The sequence below is a fragment of the Streptomyces sp. NPDC111520 genome, assembly GCF_055635295.1.
The window spans coordinates 371,693-387,964 of sequence record NZ_JBVKBW010000007.1 but is presented as its reverse complement, the minus strand read 5'-3'; the positions used below and the strand labels follow the sequence as shown (position 1 = coordinate 387,964).

At 75.2% G+C, this 16,272-nt stretch carries 12 protein-coding genes; 6 read left to right on the top strand and 6 right to left on the bottom strand.

Annotated features, from left to right (window positions below):
- Nucleotides 1-94: 94 nt before the first annotated feature.
- Nucleotides 95-958, bottom strand: a complete 864-nt coding sequence (locus ACZ7MY_RS19360) for a DUF6528 family protein (protein WP_499603171.1) — start codon at nucleotides 956-958, stop codon at nucleotides 95-97.
- A gap of 69 nt (nucleotides 959-1,027) precedes the next feature.
- Between ACZ7MY_RS19360 and ACZ7MY_RS19355 the strand changes: the two genes are divergently transcribed.
- Nucleotides 1,028-1,570 carry a GNAT family N-acetyltransferase gene (locus ACZ7MY_RS19355; protein WP_499603170.1) on the top strand — a complete coding sequence of 181 codons (543 nt, stop codon included), beginning with the start codon at nucleotides 1,028-1,030 and terminating at the stop codon, nucleotides 1,568-1,570.
- Nucleotides 1,571-1,645: 75 nt separating this feature from the next.
- On the top strand, nucleotides 1,646-4,042 hold the full coding sequence (locus ACZ7MY_RS19350) for a Tex family protein (RefSeq protein ID WP_499603169.1): 2,397 nt from the start codon (nucleotides 1,646-1,648) through the stop codon (nucleotides 4,040-4,042).
- An 83-nt stretch (nucleotides 4,043-4,125) separates the two neighbouring features.
- Here ACZ7MY_RS19350 and ACZ7MY_RS19345 read toward each other — a convergent pair whose 3' ends face one another.
- The 4 genes from ACZ7MY_RS19345 to ACZ7MY_RS19330 all read right to left on the bottom strand — a co-directional run bounded on the left by ACZ7MY_RS19345 (nucleotide 4,126) and on the right by ACZ7MY_RS19330 (nucleotide 10,482).
- Nucleotides 4,126-5,691: an alpha/beta hydrolase gene (locus ACZ7MY_RS19345; protein WP_499603168.1), complete on the bottom strand. Its 1,566-nt coding sequence runs from the start codon at nucleotides 5,689-5,691 to the stop codon at nucleotides 4,126-4,128.
- A gap of 63 nt (nucleotides 5,692-5,754) precedes the next feature.
- Nucleotides 5,755-7,335 (bottom strand): alpha/beta hydrolase, encoded by a 1,581-nt coding sequence (locus ACZ7MY_RS19340; RefSeq protein WP_499603167.1) that lies wholly within the window; start codon nucleotides 7,333-7,335, stop codon nucleotides 5,755-5,757.
- Nucleotides 7,336-7,350: 15 nt separating this feature from the next.
- Nucleotides 7,351-8,868 carry an alpha/beta hydrolase gene (locus tag ACZ7MY_RS19335; RefSeq protein ID WP_499603166.1) on the bottom strand — a complete coding sequence of 506 codons (1,518 nt, stop codon included), beginning with the start codon at nucleotides 8,866-8,868 and terminating at the stop codon, nucleotides 7,351-7,353.
- Between the two features lie 48 nt (nucleotides 8,869-8,916).
- Nucleotides 8,917-10,482, bottom strand: a complete 1,566-nt coding sequence (locus tag ACZ7MY_RS19330) for an alpha/beta hydrolase (protein WP_499603165.1) — start codon at nucleotides 10,480-10,482, stop codon at nucleotides 8,917-8,919.
- Nucleotides 10,483-10,777: 295 nt separating this feature from the next.
- Here ACZ7MY_RS19330 and ACZ7MY_RS19325 point away from each other — a divergent pair, with 295 nt between their 5' ends.
- Both ACZ7MY_RS19325 and ACZ7MY_RS19320 read left to right on the top strand, forming a co-directional pair.
- The gene (locus ACZ7MY_RS19325) at nucleotides 10,778-12,778 is read left to right on the top strand and encodes a Xaa-Pro dipeptidyl-peptidase (RefSeq protein ID WP_499603164.1); all 2,001 of its coding nucleotides are present in this window, start codon (nucleotides 10,778-10,780) and stop codon (nucleotides 12,776-12,778) included.
- A 92-nt stretch (nucleotides 12,779-12,870) separates the two neighbouring features.
- Entirely contained in the window at nucleotides 12,871-14,208 is a 1,338-nt protein-coding gene (locus tag ACZ7MY_RS19320; protein ID WP_499603163.1) for an MFS transporter, read from the top strand.
- Between the two features lie 204 nt (nucleotides 14,209-14,412).
- Here ACZ7MY_RS19320 and ACZ7MY_RS19315 read toward each other — a convergent pair whose 3' ends face one another.
- Nucleotides 14,413-15,144: a hypothetical protein gene (locus tag ACZ7MY_RS19315; RefSeq protein WP_499603162.1), complete on the bottom strand. Its 732-nt coding sequence runs from the start codon at nucleotides 15,142-15,144 to the stop codon at nucleotides 14,413-14,415.
- A gap of 385 nt (nucleotides 15,145-15,529) precedes the next feature.
- On the opposite strand from ACZ7MY_RS19315, the gene ACZ7MY_RS19310 reads away from it, so the two are divergent.
- Both ACZ7MY_RS19310 and ACZ7MY_RS19305 read left to right on the top strand, forming a co-directional pair.
- Nucleotides 15,530-15,910 carry a hypothetical protein gene (locus ACZ7MY_RS19310; protein ID WP_499603161.1) on the top strand — a complete coding sequence of 127 codons (381 nt, stop codon included), beginning with the start codon at nucleotides 15,530-15,532 and terminating at the stop codon, nucleotides 15,908-15,910.
- Between the two features lie 78 nt (nucleotides 15,911-15,988).
- Nucleotides 15,989-16,159 (top strand): hypothetical protein, encoded by a 171-nt coding sequence (locus ACZ7MY_RS19305; protein WP_499603160.1) that lies wholly within the window; start codon nucleotides 15,989-15,991, stop codon nucleotides 16,157-16,159.
- Nucleotides 16,160-16,272: the final 113 nt, after the last annotated feature.

Here is a 16,272-nt window from a genome sequence, read left to right as displayed (position 1 = left end):
TGGCAGGGGCAAATACATCTGATCATTGCACGTTCCCCGGCCGGCGTGGGGGCCGGTCCCCCCGGTCGCCCCGGTGGCCCGTCCGCGCCCCGGTTCAGCAGAAGTCCGGGGTCCACAAGCGCACCGTGGCGAACTCCGCGCCGGGACGGGTCCTGGCGTACGCGGGCGTCCCGTCCGCTTCGAGGAACTCGATCGTCGGGCCGCCCCAGCCCCGGGGGCTGGACGCCCGCGAACGGGCCCGGATGCGGGTCCCCGTCGGCTGGCTGGTGTACGCGCTCACCCCGCTCGCCCCGTCCACCTGCCGGTACCTGCGCGTCGCGACGTCCAGCCGGTACACCCCGTAGGTGTCGGTGAACCACAGCGCCCCCGGCTCGCCGTACACCGGCTGCAGGTCACGGCCCTCGCCCTCGAAGCCGACGGCGCTGTGCTCGGTCAGCGTCGTCGCCGTACCCCGGCCCGACACCGCGTACCGCACCAGCCGCTCGGCACCGATCGCCCACAGCGCCGCGTGCGCCGGGTCGTACAGCACCCCGCGCGCCCTCGGCAGCGGCACGGTGCGGAACGGCGCGGCCTGCTGCGTGTCCGCGTACAGCCGCAGCCGCCCGGGCGCCCCCGAGGCCACGACGATCACCCCGCCCGGGATGCGCTCGATGGCGTGCGGGCTGTCGGCCGGGGTCACCGTCTGCCACACGATCGCCCCGGTGTCCTCGCGCACCATGGCCGCCCGCCCGCCGGACGCGGCGACCAGCACCACCCGCCCGTACGCCTGCGTCCTGCGCAGCCGCACGTCCGACAGGTGCTGCCAGCTCGTGCCGGCCCCGCCCGGCGCGCTCCAGCGCCAGGTCACGGCGTCGGGCCCCGACCAGTCGCGGGCCTCGGGGTCGAAGACCAGGACGCCGTTGCAGGACTGGTCGGCCGTGGCGATGGGATGGCTCTTCCGCGCGGCGTGCCGCGTCATGTCGTGCCCCCGTACGTCGTTGACGTGCCAACGAATATTCGGAGGATAGCGACGGCGGGTGCTGCCACGATGGGCCGCGTGACCGTACCGCGACCGAACGTCCACGCTTCGCCCGTATGGGAGATCGCCCCGCTCGCCGTTGACGACCCGGTGTCGAGGGACCTGCTGTGGAGGTACTACGACGACATCGTCAGCCGCTACTACGGCAGGCCGATGACCCCGCGGGAGATCGACGACCTGCTCGCCGAGCACACCAGCGACGACCTCGCCGGTCCCCGCGGGCACTTCCTCGTCGGCCGCCACGGAGGTGTACCGGCCGGCTGCGCGGGCGTCCGCCTCCTCGCCCCCGGCGTCGCCGAACTCCGCCGCGTCTGGGTCGTCCCCGCCGCCCGGCGCACGGGCGGCGCCGCGCGGCTGGTCGGGGCCGCCGAACACGCGGCCCGCGAACACCTGGGCGCCGCCGTGATCCGCCTCGACACACGGGCCGACCTGGTGGAGGCACGGACCCTGTACGCGAAGCTCGGGTACCGGGAGATCGACGACTACAACGGCGAACGGTACGCCGACCACTGGTTCGAGAAGCGTCTCGGCCCGCCCTCCGGCGCGGCATAGGCCCAGGCTCGCGGCCGGGCGGCCGGGCTCCGCAATAATGCACCGGTAGTCCAGCCAGAAAGCAGGTCGCACATCGTGACGACAACGGTCTCGGTCGAGCGCAGGATCGCCGAGGAACTCGGCGTACGGGAAGGTCAGGTCACAGCGGCCGTCGGGCTGCTCGACGGCGGCGCGACCGTGCCGTTCGTGGCCCGGTACCGCAAGGAGGCGACGGACGGCCTCGACGACGCCCAGCTGCGCACCCTGGAGGAGCGCCTGCGGTACCTGCGCGAACTGGACGAGCGGCGGGCCGCGATCCTGGAGTCCGTCGAGTCACAGGGCAAGCTCGACGACGCCCTGAAGGCGCAGATCCTCGCCGCGGACTCCAAGGCCCGCCTCGAGGACATCTACCTGCCCTACAAGCCCAAGCGGCGCACCAAGGCGCAGATCGCCCGTGAGGCCGGCCTGGAGCCGCTCGCCGACCGCCTCGTCGGCGACCCGTCGCTGGACCCGCAGGCCGAGGCCGCCGGCTTTGTCGACGCCGACAAGGGCGTCGCCGACGCCGCGGCGGCACTGGAGGGCGCCCGCGCGATCCTCACCGAGCGGTGGTCCGAGGACGCCGACCTCGTCGGCGAACTCCGTACCCGGATGTGGGAGCGGGGCCGGCTCGTCGCCAGGGTGCGCGAGGGCAAGGAGGAGGCGGGCGCGAAGTTCGCGGACTACTTCGACTTCGCCGAGCCGTTCACCAAGCTCCCCTCGCACCGTGTGCTCGCCATGCTGCGGGGTGAGAAGGAGGAGATCCTCGACCTCACCATGGAGCCGGAGGAGCCCGTCGAGGAGGGCCCCTCCACCTTCGAGCGCAAGATCGCCCACCACTTCGGCATCACCGACCGCGGCCGCCCCGCCGACAAGTGGCTCGCCGACGGCGTGCGCTGGGCCTGGCGCACCCGCTTCCTCGTCCGGCTCGGCCTCGACCTGCGCGTGCAGCTGCGCCAGGACGCCGAGGACGAGGCGGTGCGGGTCTTCGCCGCCAACCTGCGCGACCTGCTGCTCGCCGCCCCCGCGGGCACACGCGCCACCATGGGCCTGGACCCGGGCTTCCGCACCGGCGTCAAGGTGGCCGTGGTCGACGCCACGGGCAAGGTCGTCGCCACCGACACCATCTACCCGCACGTGCCGCGCAACCAGTGGGACGCCTCCATTGCGACGCTCGCCCGGCTCGCCGCCGCCCACGACGTCGACCTCGTCGCCATCGGCAACGGCACCGCCTCCCGCGAGACCGACAGGCTCGCCGCGGACCTCGTCAAGCGCCACCCGGAACTGCGGCTCACCAAGGCCGTGGTGTCCGAGGCCGGCGCCTCGGTCTACTCCGCCTCCGCCTACGCCTCCGCGGAACTCCCCGAGCTGGACGTGTCCCTGCGCGGTGCCGTCTCCATCGCCCGCCGGCTCCAGGACCCGCTCGCCGAACTCGTCAAGATCGACCCCAAGTCGATCGGCGTCGGCCAGTACCAGCACGACCTGTCCGAGGTGAAGCTCTCGCGCTCCCTGGACGCGGTCGTCGAGGACTGCGTGAACGGCGTCGGCGTGGACGTCAACACCGCCTCCGTACCGCTGCTGCGCCGCGTGTCCGGCATCACCGAGGGCCTGGCCGCCAACATCGTCGCGCACCGCGACACCAACGGCCCGTTCCGGCGGCGCACCGCGCTGAAGGACGTGGCCCGGCTCGGACCCAAGGCGTACGAGCAGTGCGCCGGCTTCCTGCGCATCCCTGACGGCGACGACCCGCTGGACGCCTCCAGCGTGCACCCCGAGTCCTACCCGGTGGTGCGGCGCATGAGCACGGCGGCGGGCACCGACATCAAGGCGCTCATCGGCAATGCCACGGTGCTGCGCGGGCTGCGGCCGCAGGAGTTCGTCGACGACACCTTCGGTCTGCCGACGGTTACCGACATCCTCTCGGAACTGGAGAAGCCCGGGCGCGACCCGCGGCCCGCCTTCAAGACCGCCGCCTTCAAGGAGGGCGTCGAGGAACTCAAGGACCTCAAGCCCGGCATGGTCCTGGAGGGCGTCGTCACCAATGTGGCGGCCTTCGGCGCCTTCGTCGACGTCGGCGTCCACCAGGACGGGCTGGTGCACGTCTCGGCCATGTCGAGGAACTTCGTGAGCGACCCGCGCGAGGTCGTCAAGCCCGGTGACATCGTCCGCGTCAAGGTGCTCGACGTCGACATCCCGCGCAAGCGCATCTCCCTCACCCTGCGCCTGGAGGACGAGGCCGGCACGCCCAAGGGCGCCGTCGGCGCGCCCCAGGGCGCCGGCGGCGGCCGCCAGGACCGCGGCCCCCGTCCCGACCGGCGGGGCGGCGGCAACCCGCCCCGCCAGTCGCGCGGCGACCGCGACCGTGACCGTCCGGCCCCCGGCGGCGCCATGGCCGACGCCCTGCGTCGCGCCGGCCTCGACAAGGGCCTCGGCGGGGGCAACGGCCGCCGCGGCTGAGCCCGCACGCCGAAGGCGCGCTCTCCCGGCGGACCGGGGAGCGCGCCTTCGGCGTCCGTCCGGCGGCGGTCTCGCCGGCAGCCTCAGCGGCAGACCGTGCCGGCCGGCGGGAGCCGGCCGCTCAGCAGGTACCGGTCCACCGCGACGTCGACGCACCCGCTGCCGGGCTGCAGGTAGGCGGTGTGCCCGTCCCCGTCCCAGGTGAGCAGGCGGGCGGAGGGCAGGAGCCGGGTGAGCGAGCGGGCCCAGGCGTACGGGGTGGCCGGGTCGCGCAGGGTGCCGACGACCAGGATCGGCGCGGTGCGGGGCGCTGCGCCGGCCCGCACCGCGCGGTCCGGGCCGACCGGCCAGTGGGCGCAGGTGGTGAGCAGCGCGGAGTAGTACGCCCCGAACTGGGGCGAGGCACGCCGGAACGCGGGGAGCAGCGCCTCGGCCTGCGCGGGGGTGAACACCGGCCCGAGCGCCGCGCTCAGACAGCTGACCGCCGTGAACCCCACGTCGGCGACTGCCTCCTCCTGCGCCGCGGAGAGCCGCTGGAGCGTGGAGGTGCCGCCGGCCGCGGAGACCACCTCGCCCAGCGTCCGGCGCAGTTCGTCCCACGCGGGCTGCTTCAGCGCCGCCAGGACGGTGCGGAGCAGGTCGTCCCCGGTGACGGTGAGGTCCTTGCCCTCCCGCCGCGGGCTGCGGTCGAGACGGGCCACCAGGGCGTCCAGGACGCGTCCTGCCTCCTCGACGGACCGGCCGACGGGGCAGCCGGGCCGGGCGACGCAGTCGGCGGCGAAGGCGTCCCAGGCCACCTGGTAGCCGTGCGCGGGGTCCAGGAAACGGCGGTAGTCGTCGATGGCGGGGTCGACGGCGCCGTCGAGGACCATGCGGCCGACGCGGGAGGGGAAGAGCTCCGCATAGGTGGCGCCGAGATAGGTGCCGTAGGAGAAGCCGAGGTAGTGCAGCCGCTCGTCGCCGACGAGAGCGCGCACCAGGTCCAGGTCGCGGGCGGCGTCCGGGGTGCCGACGTGCGGCAGCAGCCACCCCGCGCGCCGCTCGCACGCGTCGGCGGTCCGCGCGCGGGCCTCGTCCAGGGCCTCGAAGTCGGGCGCCCCGGCACTGACCGGACGGGAGTCCGCTCCGGTTTCCGGCGCCATGGTGCCGCAGTCCAGCGGGGTGCTGGCACCGACGCCGCGCGGGTCGACGGCGACCAGGTCGTAGGCGGCGCGCATCGCGGGGGAGAAGCCGCCGGCGAGGTCGCGCAGGCCGCCGATCGCGGAGTCGCCGGGACCACCGGGGTTGTACAGCAGCGAGCCGATGCGTTGTGAGGCGTTCCCCGTGGCCCTCAGCCGGGTGACGGCCAGGGTGATGTCGCCCGCCTCGGGGCGGGCGTAGTCCAGCGGCGCCCTGACGGTCGTGCACTCATAGGACGGCTCGTCCTCGCACGGCCTCCACACGGGCCGCTGCGCGGCATGGCGGGCCCGCTCCGGCGGCGCGTCCCCGGAGTGCGTCGCGCCGGCCGGTGCCAGGCGGGCCGCGCCGGGCGAGCCGCCCCCGTGGAGGGCGGAACAGGCGGTGGCCAGCAGGGCGCAGACCCCCAGCACCGCGACCGCACGGTGTCGTCGCCTCCCGCGTACGCGGCCGGTGTGCCGGACGGCGTCCATCGCCCTGCCCTTCTGATGACGTGGTGGGTCGGCGGCCTGGCGAACGCCGCGACGTGGAGCCCTTCAGCGGCAGATGGTGCTGTCGGGCGGGAGCCGGCCGTGCAACAGGTAGTCGTCGACGGCCGTGTCGACGCAGGTGCTGCCCTGCCGGTAGGCGGTGTGCCCGTCGCCGTCCCAGGTGAGCAGCCGGCCCGAGGAGAGTTGGGTGGCCAGCGCCCGGGCCTGGTCGTAGGGGGTGGCGGGATCACGGGTGGTGCCGACGACGAGGATGGGCGGCGCGCCGCGCGCCGTGATGCGGTGCGGCACCTGGGTCGGCCTGGCCGGCCAGTGGGCGCACATCGGGAGGAACCCCGCGTAGTACGCGCCGAACTGGGGTGCCACGCGCCGGAACTCGGGCAGCGCCGCCCTCGTCCGGGCGGCGGTCGACCGCGGACCCAGCGCGGAGCTGAGGCAGTTGACCGCCACGAGGGACTGCTCACCCGGCCCCTGGGCGCCGTCGGCGCCCAAGAGCTGCCGCCGGGTGGCGGCGTCGGCCGCCCGCACCTCGCGGAGCAGGGAACGCAGTTCGCCCCACGACGGAGCCGCGAGCGCGGCCGTGACCGCGTTGAGCAGATCGTCCCCGGTGGCGGAACCGCCGTGGTCGTCGCCTTCCCGGGAGGCCTCGTCGAGTTCCGCGACCAGTGCGTCCAGGCCGCGGCCCGCGTCCTTGAGCGAGTGGCCGACCGGGCAGCCGGGCCGGGCGACGCAGTCCGCGGCGAAGGCGTCCCAGGCGACCTGGTAGCCGCGCGCCATGCCGAGGGTGGCGCGGAAGGCATCCATGCCGGGGTCGATCGCGCCGTCCAGGACCATGCGGCCGACGTGCGAGGGGAAGAGCTCCGCATAGGTGGCGCCCAGGTAACTGCCGTAGGAGAGGCCGAGGAAGCCCAGCCGGTCGTCGCCGAGCAGCGCCCGTACGACGTCCATGTCCCGGGCCGCGTCCACGGTGCCGACGTGGGGCAGGAGCCGGCCCACGTGCCGTGCGCATGCGTCGGCGATCAGGGCGAAGCCCGACTCGGGCGTCCCGGCCCCGCCTCCGGCCCCGGGGCCGGGGCCGGGGACGGGCGGCGAGGTGTCGCTCCCGCAGTCGACGGGGGAGCTGCGCCCTACCCCCCTGGGGTCGACGCCGACCAGGTCGTACGCGGCGCGCATCCGGGGGGAGAAGCCGCCGGCGACGGCCGGCAGGTCGTCCACCACCGAGATGCCGGGGCCGCCCGGATTGATCAGCAGCGATCCGACGCGGGCGGCGCGCGGACCGGTGGCGCGGTGGCGGACGACCGCCAGCCGGATGTCACCCGCCTCCGGACGGGCGTAGTCCAGGGGCACCCGCACCGAGGTGCACTGGAACGACTCAGCCGCCCGGCAGGACCGCCACTCCAGGCGCTGCCGGTAGTAGCCGGAGAGATCCGGTGCCGCGGCCGCGGACGCCGCGGCGGACGCCGCCGCCGAGGTGGCGGAGCGGACCGGTTCGGCCCCGTTCGCCGACGGTTCGGCGCCCGCCGGCCGGTGCGGGCGCTGGGGCGAACAGGCGGTCAGCACCAGGCAGGCGCTCAGCAGCCCGGCGCCGAGGCGCCTGGCCCGGCCGGACAGGACATTCGCGGCCCGCACGGCGGCCACCGCCCGTCAGACGCAGACCGTGCCGGCGGAAGGCAGACGACCCTGTGTCAGGTAGTCGTCGACGGCGCTCTCGACGCAGGTGCTGCCCCGGTGGTAGGCGGTGTGCCCGTCGCCGTCCCAGGTGAGCAGCCGTCCGGAGGAGAGCTGCCCGGCCAGCGCCCGCGCCCAGGGGTACGGGGTCGCCGGGTCGCGGAGGGTGCCCACGACGAGGATCGGCGCCGCGCCCGCCGCGGCGATCGGGTGCGCGGACTGGTCCGGACGGACCGGCCACCGGGTGCACATCGGCAGGGTCCCGGCGTAGTACGCGCCGAACCGCGGCGCGGCGCGCCGGAACTCGGGCAGCGCCGCCCGCGCCTGCGCGGCGGTCGACCAGGTTCCCAGCGCCGCACTCAGACAGGACACGGCGTAGTACGACTGGTCGCCCGGGTCGGTCTCCTCCCCCGCGCCCAGGAGCACCTGCACCGCCGTGGTGTCACCGGCCCGCAGCTCCGCGAGCGCGGCGCGCAGCGCCTCCCAGGCCGGGGTCCTGAGCGCGAGGACGACCGCTCCGAGGAGCGAGTCCCCGGTGACGGTGACGTCCTTGCCCTGCCGCAGCGGGGTGCGGTTCAGCTTCGCCACCAGGGAGTCCAGGACGCGCCCGGCCTCCTGGACCGAGCGGCCCACGGGGCAGTCGGGCCGGGTGACGCAGTCGGCGGCGAAGGACTCCCACGCGACCTCGTAGCCCCGGGCCTGGCCGATCGTGAAGTCGTAGCCGTCCAGGGCGGGATCGACGGCCCCGTCGAGGACCATGCGGCCGACGCGGGAGGGGAAGAGCTCCGCATAGGTGGCGCCGAGGTAGGTGCCGTAGGAGAAGCCGACGTAATGGAGCCGCTCGTCGCCCAGCACGGCGCGGACGACGTCCATGTCGCGGGCGGCGTCCAGGGTGCCCACGTGCGGCAGCAACCCTCCCGCGTGCCGGGCGCATTCGGCCGCGACCTGCGCGTAGGCCGCGGCCGAGGCGTCGATGTCGGCCCGGCGCGCGCCCGGGTCCGGGGCGGCCGCCGGGGTGTCCGCGGCGCAGTCCACCAGGGTGCTGGCGCCGACGCCGCGCGGGTCGACCGCGACCAGGTCGTACGCGGCGCGCACCGCGGGGGAGAAGGAGCCGGCGTTGCCCAGGAGGTAGGCGATCGCGGACGAACCGGGCCCACCGGGGTTCATCTGCAGCGAGCCGACGCGCGCGGCGCCGTTGCCGGTGGCCCGCTGACGTATCGCGGCCAGGGTGATGTCACCCCCCTGGGGGCGCCCGTAGTCCAGCGGCACCTTGATGGTGGCGCACTGGAACGACGGCACCTCGTCGCAGGGCTTCCAGCCCGGCTTCTGCCCGTAGTAACGGGCGAGTTCCGCCGGTGCCGCGGTGGCCGCGCCCGGCGCGGGCGCCCCCGCCGGCCTCTGCCGGAGGTCGCCCGCCGCACAAGCGGTGAGCAGCAGCCCGCAACTGCCGAGCACGGCGACGAAGCCGTGGAGCCTGCGTCGGGGTGCGTTCATGGCCACGCCTTTCTGTGCGCCGCGCGGAGCGCGCGGCGGGTGGTCGCGTCAGCGGCAGACCGCGCCGTCGGGCGGGAGCAGACCGCGCAACAGGTAGTCGTCGACGGCCGTGTCGACGCAGCGGCTGCCCCGCTGGTAGGCGGTGTGCCCGTCGCCGTCCCAGGTGAGGAGCCGGCCCTCGTCTAGCTGGGTGGCCAGCGCCCGGGCCTGGTCGTAGGGGGTGGCCGGATCGCGGGTGGTGCCGACGACGAGGATGGGCGGCGCGCCGCGGGCGCTGACCCGGCGCGGCAACTGCGTGGGCCGCGCCGGCCAGTGCGCGCACGTCGACAGGTCCTCGTTGTAGAACGCCCCGAACTGGGGCGAGGCCCGCAGGAACTCGGGCAGCGCGGCGAGGGTCTGGGCGGGGGTCGAGCGCGACTCCAGCGCGGAGCTCAGGCAGTTGACCGCCGTCATGGAGGCGTCGCCGGGCGCCGTCTCGTCCTCGTCGCCGACGAGCTCCCCGAGCACGGTGGTGTCCCCGGTCCGCGCTTCGTCCAGCACCGCGCGCAGCGTCTCCCAGTCGGGTGCGCGCAGCGCGCTGACGACCGCGCCGAGCAGGTCCTCGCCGTCGAGGTGCTCGTCCTTGCCCCGCCGTACGGGCGCCCGGTCGAGGTCGGCCACCAGCGCGTCCAGGGTGCGGCCCGCCTCCTCGACGGAGCGGCCGACCGGGCAGTGCCGGCGGCGGGCGCAGTCCGCCGCGAAGGACTCCCAGGCGATCTGGTAACCGCGGGCCTGGTTGAGGTAGGCGTGGTAGCCGTCCATCGCCGGGTCGACGGCGCCGTCCAGGACGACTCGGCCGACCCGGTCGGGGAAGAGCTCCGCATAGGTGGCGCCCAGGTAGGTGCCGTAGGAGAAGCCGAGGAAGTGCAGGCGCTCCTCGCCCAGCGCGGCGCGGACGACGTCCATGTCCCGGGCCGCGTCGAGGGTGCCCACGTACGGCAGGAGCCGCCCGGCGTGCCGGGCGCAGTCCGCGGCGACCTCCGCGTGGTAGGCGGCCCACGTGTCGATGACCGTGGCCTCGTCCCGAGGCGGCGTCCCGCGGGTCCGTGCGCCCGGGGCCCTGGCGGCGCCGCAGTCCACCGGCGTGCTGTGGCCGACCCCGCGCGGGTCGACCGCGACCAGGTCGTACGCGGCCCGCAGCGACGCGGAGTAGGTGTCGGCGTAGTCCCGCAGGTCGTCGACCGCGGAGATGCCGGGCCCGCCCGGGTTGATCTGCAGCGCGCCGATGCGCGCGGCGCCGCGGCCGGAGGCGGGCCTGCGGATCACGGTCAGGGAGATGTCGCCGGCCCGGGGGTGCGCGTAGTCCCGCGGCACCCGCAGGCTCGTGCACTGGAACGAGCTGTCGGGGCAGGGCCGCCAGCGCAGGTCCTGTGTGTAGTAGCGCCGCAGGTCCAGCCGGATCGTGCCGGAGGCCGGGCTCGGGGAGGCGGCCCCCGAGGGAGCGGGCCCCGCGGTCCTGCGGGTGTGCGTCACCGCCGTGCACGTGGCGAGCAGCGCCCCGAAGACGATCAGCACGGCGATCACGCAGAGCAGGCCGCGCCCGGGTATTCGGCCGGTGGCCGGGACAGCTTTCATCGCCACGCCTTCGTTTCCGCCCGTTGCGAGGCGCGGGGCTGGTCGGCATCGGTGAGCGGCCGCGGGGGCGGGTCCGGGCGCCGTGTCCCGGCAGGGAACGGTCACGCCGTCGCCCCACTCCCAGCTGCGTAACCAGGTCATCACAGATCGTGTTCGCGGGATCGCCGGGATGCGCCGAACGCGTGAAGCGGGCGCTCCGCCCCGTGCCGTGACCCGCCACAAGTGGCCGTCCAGCCGCACAAGTTGACCGGTATCGCTCTGGCTGCGCGAGCGGGGCCGCGACTACCGTCCGCGCGTGCCCACACCCACGCGCACCACCCGCCCCCGTACCGACCACGACCGCATACGGACGACCTCACTGGTGGCGGCCGTGATCGCCGCGCTCGCCGCCGTCCTCCTCCCGGTGACCACCGCGCAGGCCGTCTCGGCCGCGGGCACCGTCCGGAACGGACTGAGCCGGCCCGACTACTCGTACGCCGACGCCGTCCGCGAGGCGGTCTGGGTCGAGACAGGCCGTGACGACGACGGCGACGGCCGCACCGACCGGGTCGCCGCCGACATCGTGCGGCCACGCGAGCCCGCGGCAGCCGGCCGCAAGATACCGGTGATCATGGACGCGAGCCCCTACTACTCCTGCTGCGGACGCGGCAACGAGGGCCAGGCGAAGACCTACGACGACCAGGGCCGGATGGTCCAGGCCCCGTTGTACTACGACAACTACTTCGTGCCGCGCGGCTACGCCGTCGTCCTGGTCGACCTGGCCGGCACCAACCGCTCCGACGGCTGCGTGGACGTCGGCGGCCCCTCCGACATCGGCTCGGCCAAGGCCGTGATCGACTGGCTGGGCGGCCGGGCCGAGGGCTACACCTCCCGCACGGGCTCCCGGCGCGCGAACGCCCGCTGGGCCACCGGCGACGTCGGCATGATCGGCAAGAGCTGGGACGGGACGATCGCCAACGGCGTCGCGGCGACCGGGGTGCGCGGCCTGCGCACGATCGTGCCGATCAGCGCCATCAGTTCCTGGTACGACTACTACTTCCAGCAGGGCGCCGCCCTCTACGACTCCGGCCCCGACTGGCTGTCGGACTACGTCGAGAGCGCACCCGCCCGCGCCCGCTGCGCCGCCGTGCAGCAGCGCATCGTCGACGGGGCCCCGCGCAGCGGTGACCTGACCGCCTTCTGGCGCGAACGCGACTACACCAAGGACGCCGGGAAGGTCCGCGCCAGCGTCTTCGCCGTCCAAGGCATGCAGGACCTCAACGTCCGCACCAAGCACTTCGGCCAGTGGTGGAGCGCGCTCGCCGCGCACGGCGTGGAGCGCAAGGTGTGGCTGTCCCAGACCGGCCACGTCGACCCCTTCGACTTCCGGCGCGGGGCCTGGGTGTCCACCCTCCACCGCTGGTTCGACCACTACCTGCTGGGCGTCCGCAACGGCGTGGAGCGCGAGCCCGGCGCGGACGTCGAACGCGCCCCCGGCCACTGGACGACCGACCGCTCCTGGCCGCCCGCCGGCACCCGGAACACCGGGCTGAGCCTGCGGCCCGGCACCGTCCCCGGCCAGGGCACCCTGAGCACCGCCCCCGCCGTGCCCGGCAGCACGGCGGTCTTCACCGACGCGCCGCAGGAGTGGGAGGAGGACTGGGCCGCCGGGGCGGACACCCCGAGCGCGTCCAGGGCCGTCTTCACCACCGGCACCCTCACCCGCGACCTGCGGCTGTCCGGCAGCGGCTCGGTCACCGTCACCGCGTCCTCCTCCACGACCAGCGCCCACCTCTCCGCGGTCCTCGTCGACCTCGGGCCGGCCACCGTCCGGGACTTCCTGGGCGCCAAGGAGGGCATCGTCGACCTGACCACCCGCTCCTGCTGGGGCGAGAGCACGGCGGGCGACAGCGCCTGCTTCACGGACACCGCCGCCGACACCGCCGACGTCACCCACACCGTGGTGAGCCGCGGCTGGGCCGACCTCGGGCACGCCGACTCCGCGTGGCACGGCCGCCCCCTCGTCCCGGGCCGGTCCTACGCGGTCACCGTCACACTCGGCGCCACGGACCACGTCGTCCCGGCCGGGCACCGGCTCGCACTGATCGTGGCCGGCACCGACGCGGGGATGATCGATCCCCCCGACACCACCCCCACCGTCACCCTCGACCTGGCCCGCTCACGTGCCCTGCTGCCGCTCGTCGGCGGAGCGCACGGCCTGGCCGCCGCGGCCCCGCACACGCCCGCCGCACAGCGCGCCGCGGACCTCCCGCCCGCCCCGCGCCACACCGCCCGCACCGTCCCCGCGGGACGCTGACCCGGCCCTGCCCGTCCGCCCTCACACCCGGCGAGGGCGGGCGGGTAGTGTCAGCGGGTCAGCGATAGTTGTACGAGGAAGCAACAGCACCCGTGGACAGCACCAAGAAGACCGCCGACGACGCCCCCGCCGACGAACCCACTGCGGACCGCGTCACGGCGCCCGGCACCCAGGACGAGCGCGGCACCCGCCGGAGCCGCTGGCTCATGGACACCCGTCCCCTGCGCCACCCCGCCTACCGGCGCCTGTGGAGTTCCACCACCGTGACCGCGGTGGGCAGCCAGCTCACCGCCGTCGCCGTGCCCAAGCAGATCTACGACATCACCGGCTCGTCCGCGTGGGTCGGCTACTCCAGCATCGCCGGGCTGGTCCCGCTGGTGGTCTTCGCCCTGTGGGGCGGGGCCGTCGCCGACAGCGTGGACCGGCGCAAGCTGATGCTGTACACCAACATCGCCATCGCCGTGACCTCGCTGCTCTTCTGGGTGCAGGCCTTCGCGGGAGCGCACTCCGTCTGGCTGCTCATGGTGCTGCTCGCCGCCCAGCAGGCCGCGGCCGGCATGAACGCCCCCGCGCGCAGCGCCGCCATCGCCCGCCTGGTGCCCGTCGAGGAACTGCCCGCCGCCATCGCGCTCGGCTCGACCGTCATGCAGACCGGTCTGGTCGTCGGCCCGCTCCTCGCCGGCGTGCTGATACCCGTGATCGGCCTGCCCGACCTCTACCTCATCGACGCGATCGCCCTCACCGTCACCGTGTGGGCGGTGTGGCGGCTGCCCGCCCTGCCGCCCCTGGAGGCGAACGGCGCGCCCGTCGCCCGCCGCGGCGGCTGGCGGGAGGTGGGCGCCGGCTTCCGCTACATCACCGCGCAGCGCATCCTCCTGCTGTCCTTCCTCGCCGACATCGTCGCCATGGTCTTCGGCATGCCGCGCGCGTTGTTCCCGCAGCTCGCCGACACCACCTACGCCTCCTGGCACGAGGGCTTCGCCCTCGGCCTGCTGTTCGCGGCCATCCCCATCGGCGCGGTCGCCGGCGGGCTCTTCTCGGGCACCTTCTCCCGCTCCAAGCGGCACGGTCTGATGGTCGTCATCGCCGTCTGCGGCTGGGGCGCGGCCATCGCCGGACTCGGGCTGAGCGGCAGCCTGTGGTGGGCGGCGGCCTTCCTGGCACTGGCCGGATTCGCCGACATGGTCTCGATGGTGTTCCGCAGCGCGATCCTGCAGTCGGTCGCCACGGACGACATGCGCGGGCGCATGCAGGGTGTGTTCACGGTCGTCGTGGCGGGCGGTCCCCGCGTGGCCGACCTGCTGCACGGTACGGCCGGCTCCGCGTTCGGCACGCGCACCGCGGTCACCGCGGGCGGTGTGCTCGTCGTGGTCGCGATGCTGGGCCTGGCGGCGGCGTTCCCCGCGTTCACCCGGTACCGGGGAGCCTGAGCGGGGGAGAGGTGCCGAGCGCCCCGTCCTCCGCTGTGGCGGTACCCGGCGGCGACCCGGCCGCCGCCCCGTCCCGGTCGGGCACACGGGGGGCGGGGGCACGGCCGCGAGGTTCCGGGCGGCGTGCCGCGCTCGATCGTACCGGTTGCTCCGGGTACGGCCCCTGAGGGCCCGTCCCGGCGCGTTGCCGCTGCGGTCGTCCGCTCACGCGTCCGGCAGGAGCAGCCAGACCTCGGAGAACCTGAGGCCGTGCTCCCCGGTCACCACGCCGCACGGGCAGCCCAGTGCGATCCGGCGCCAGTCGCAGGCCACGCTCCAAGGGCCGTCCGCACGCGCACACCCGGGGCAGTGGAAGGTGTCGGCCGTCCACACGTCACGGGCAGGTCTGCCGTAATGCCGGAACCGACCCGCGTACCGGGCCTCCCACGGCACGGCGGGGGGCGTCAGGGCAGCCGTCCCCGGCGAGCGCGGGGCGGCAAGGGCGGCGAAGAGCGCGGTGAGGCCGGGGAGCAGGTCTTCGCCCGCCTCGGTCGGCGGGACCGCCTGATGAGACGGATAGCGCGGAGCCGCCGCGGCGGTCGGCGGGGTGGGGGACGCGTACCAGGGCAGATAGGCGCGAGCGACGGCGGCCAGCAGGGCGGCGGCCTGCGGGCTGACCGCGCCCGCGTCGAGGTGGTGGACCGCACTGCGCCAGATCCGCTGGAGCCGACGGTCCCGGTCCTCGGCCCGGGCCCGCGCGCCGGCCGCCCCGCGAACGGGGAGCGGGGCGGTGAGGCGGGCCAGGACCCCGGCCGCGGCGTCGGCATCCGCATCGGTGGGCCGCCACTCCCCACCGGCCAGGAACCGCTGGGCCCCGTCCGACTCCCGCTCCAGGGCGCGCGTCGACAGCGGCCCGCTGCGGGAGCCCGTCACCTGAGTGCTGTGCCCGCCCTTCATGATGGCGCCCCCTTGTCGGTCCCCTGCGCCGATCGTGCCGTGAGCGGCAGGAGCCATCACAGCACGGACACCGACCAAGGCGCAGCAGCCACCGGCACACCGGCGGGCGCGGTGCCCCCGCACTGCCTTCTGACCACTCACCGGCCGTTTGTGCGCTCATACGAGAGGAGTGGGCTGTGCCGGGGTGGGTGCTCCCCCCGCCGAAGGCTGGGGGAGGGCGGGGAAAAGCCACGACATCAACCACAACGGCGCCGCACGCAACCACCGCGCAGCCCCCCGCATTGCGCCCACCGGGTGAACGCGTGCGCCGAACGGCGTAGTGACCCACGGGGTCCGGGTGCGTGCCCGGTTAAGAGTGAGGGGTACGCATCCGGAGGAGCCGCGCATGCCGCATGCCGCAGCGGGACGTCCCCGCCGGGTCCCGGCAGGGGCCGCGGTCGGGCTTTTCGCCGCACTGGTGTGCCTCCTCCACGCGCTGTGCGCACCAGGGGTCGCGGCCCTTCAGCCGCTGGAGCCCACGGCGGCCGTCGCCGTCGCCACGGACGACCGGGGCAAGCAGACGCACCACCCCCCGGCGAGCGTCGGGCGACGGACCGTTCCGCAGGCCGGCCCCCAGCAACGTGCAGGAACCGTGCAGGGGCACGCGGCGGACGTCGTCCACGACACCTGCCCCCCGGACCCCGTGGGCGCCGCGCTCCGCGGTCCGGCCCGGCACGTCGCCCCCGCGGGCAGACCCGAGCACCTTCACCTCGTCCTGCGCTGCTGACGGCGCCCTGCGGCCGCCGCCCGTGCGGCGGACCGTACCGCTGCCATGCCCGTCAGCAGACCACAGGAGGAACCGATCATGCCCGTGGACATCTACGCAGCCGTGGGCGCGCTCGTGCGCGCCGAGGCGGCCCGGGACCGGGAGCGGCGAGCCGTCGCCGACCGGCCGGAGACCGCCCCCGAGCGCGCGAAGGCGCCGGAGACGCCCCCGCAGGAACCCAGGGAACTGACCGAACGCCACCACGAGTGAGACGCCACGAGTGAGGCCCCGCGGTCGCGGGAGGGGCCGGGGCCGGGGGGGGGGGGAGCCGAGGGGGGGAGGATACGGGGGTGGGGGGGTTTTCCCCCTCCACGCGGGTCGCG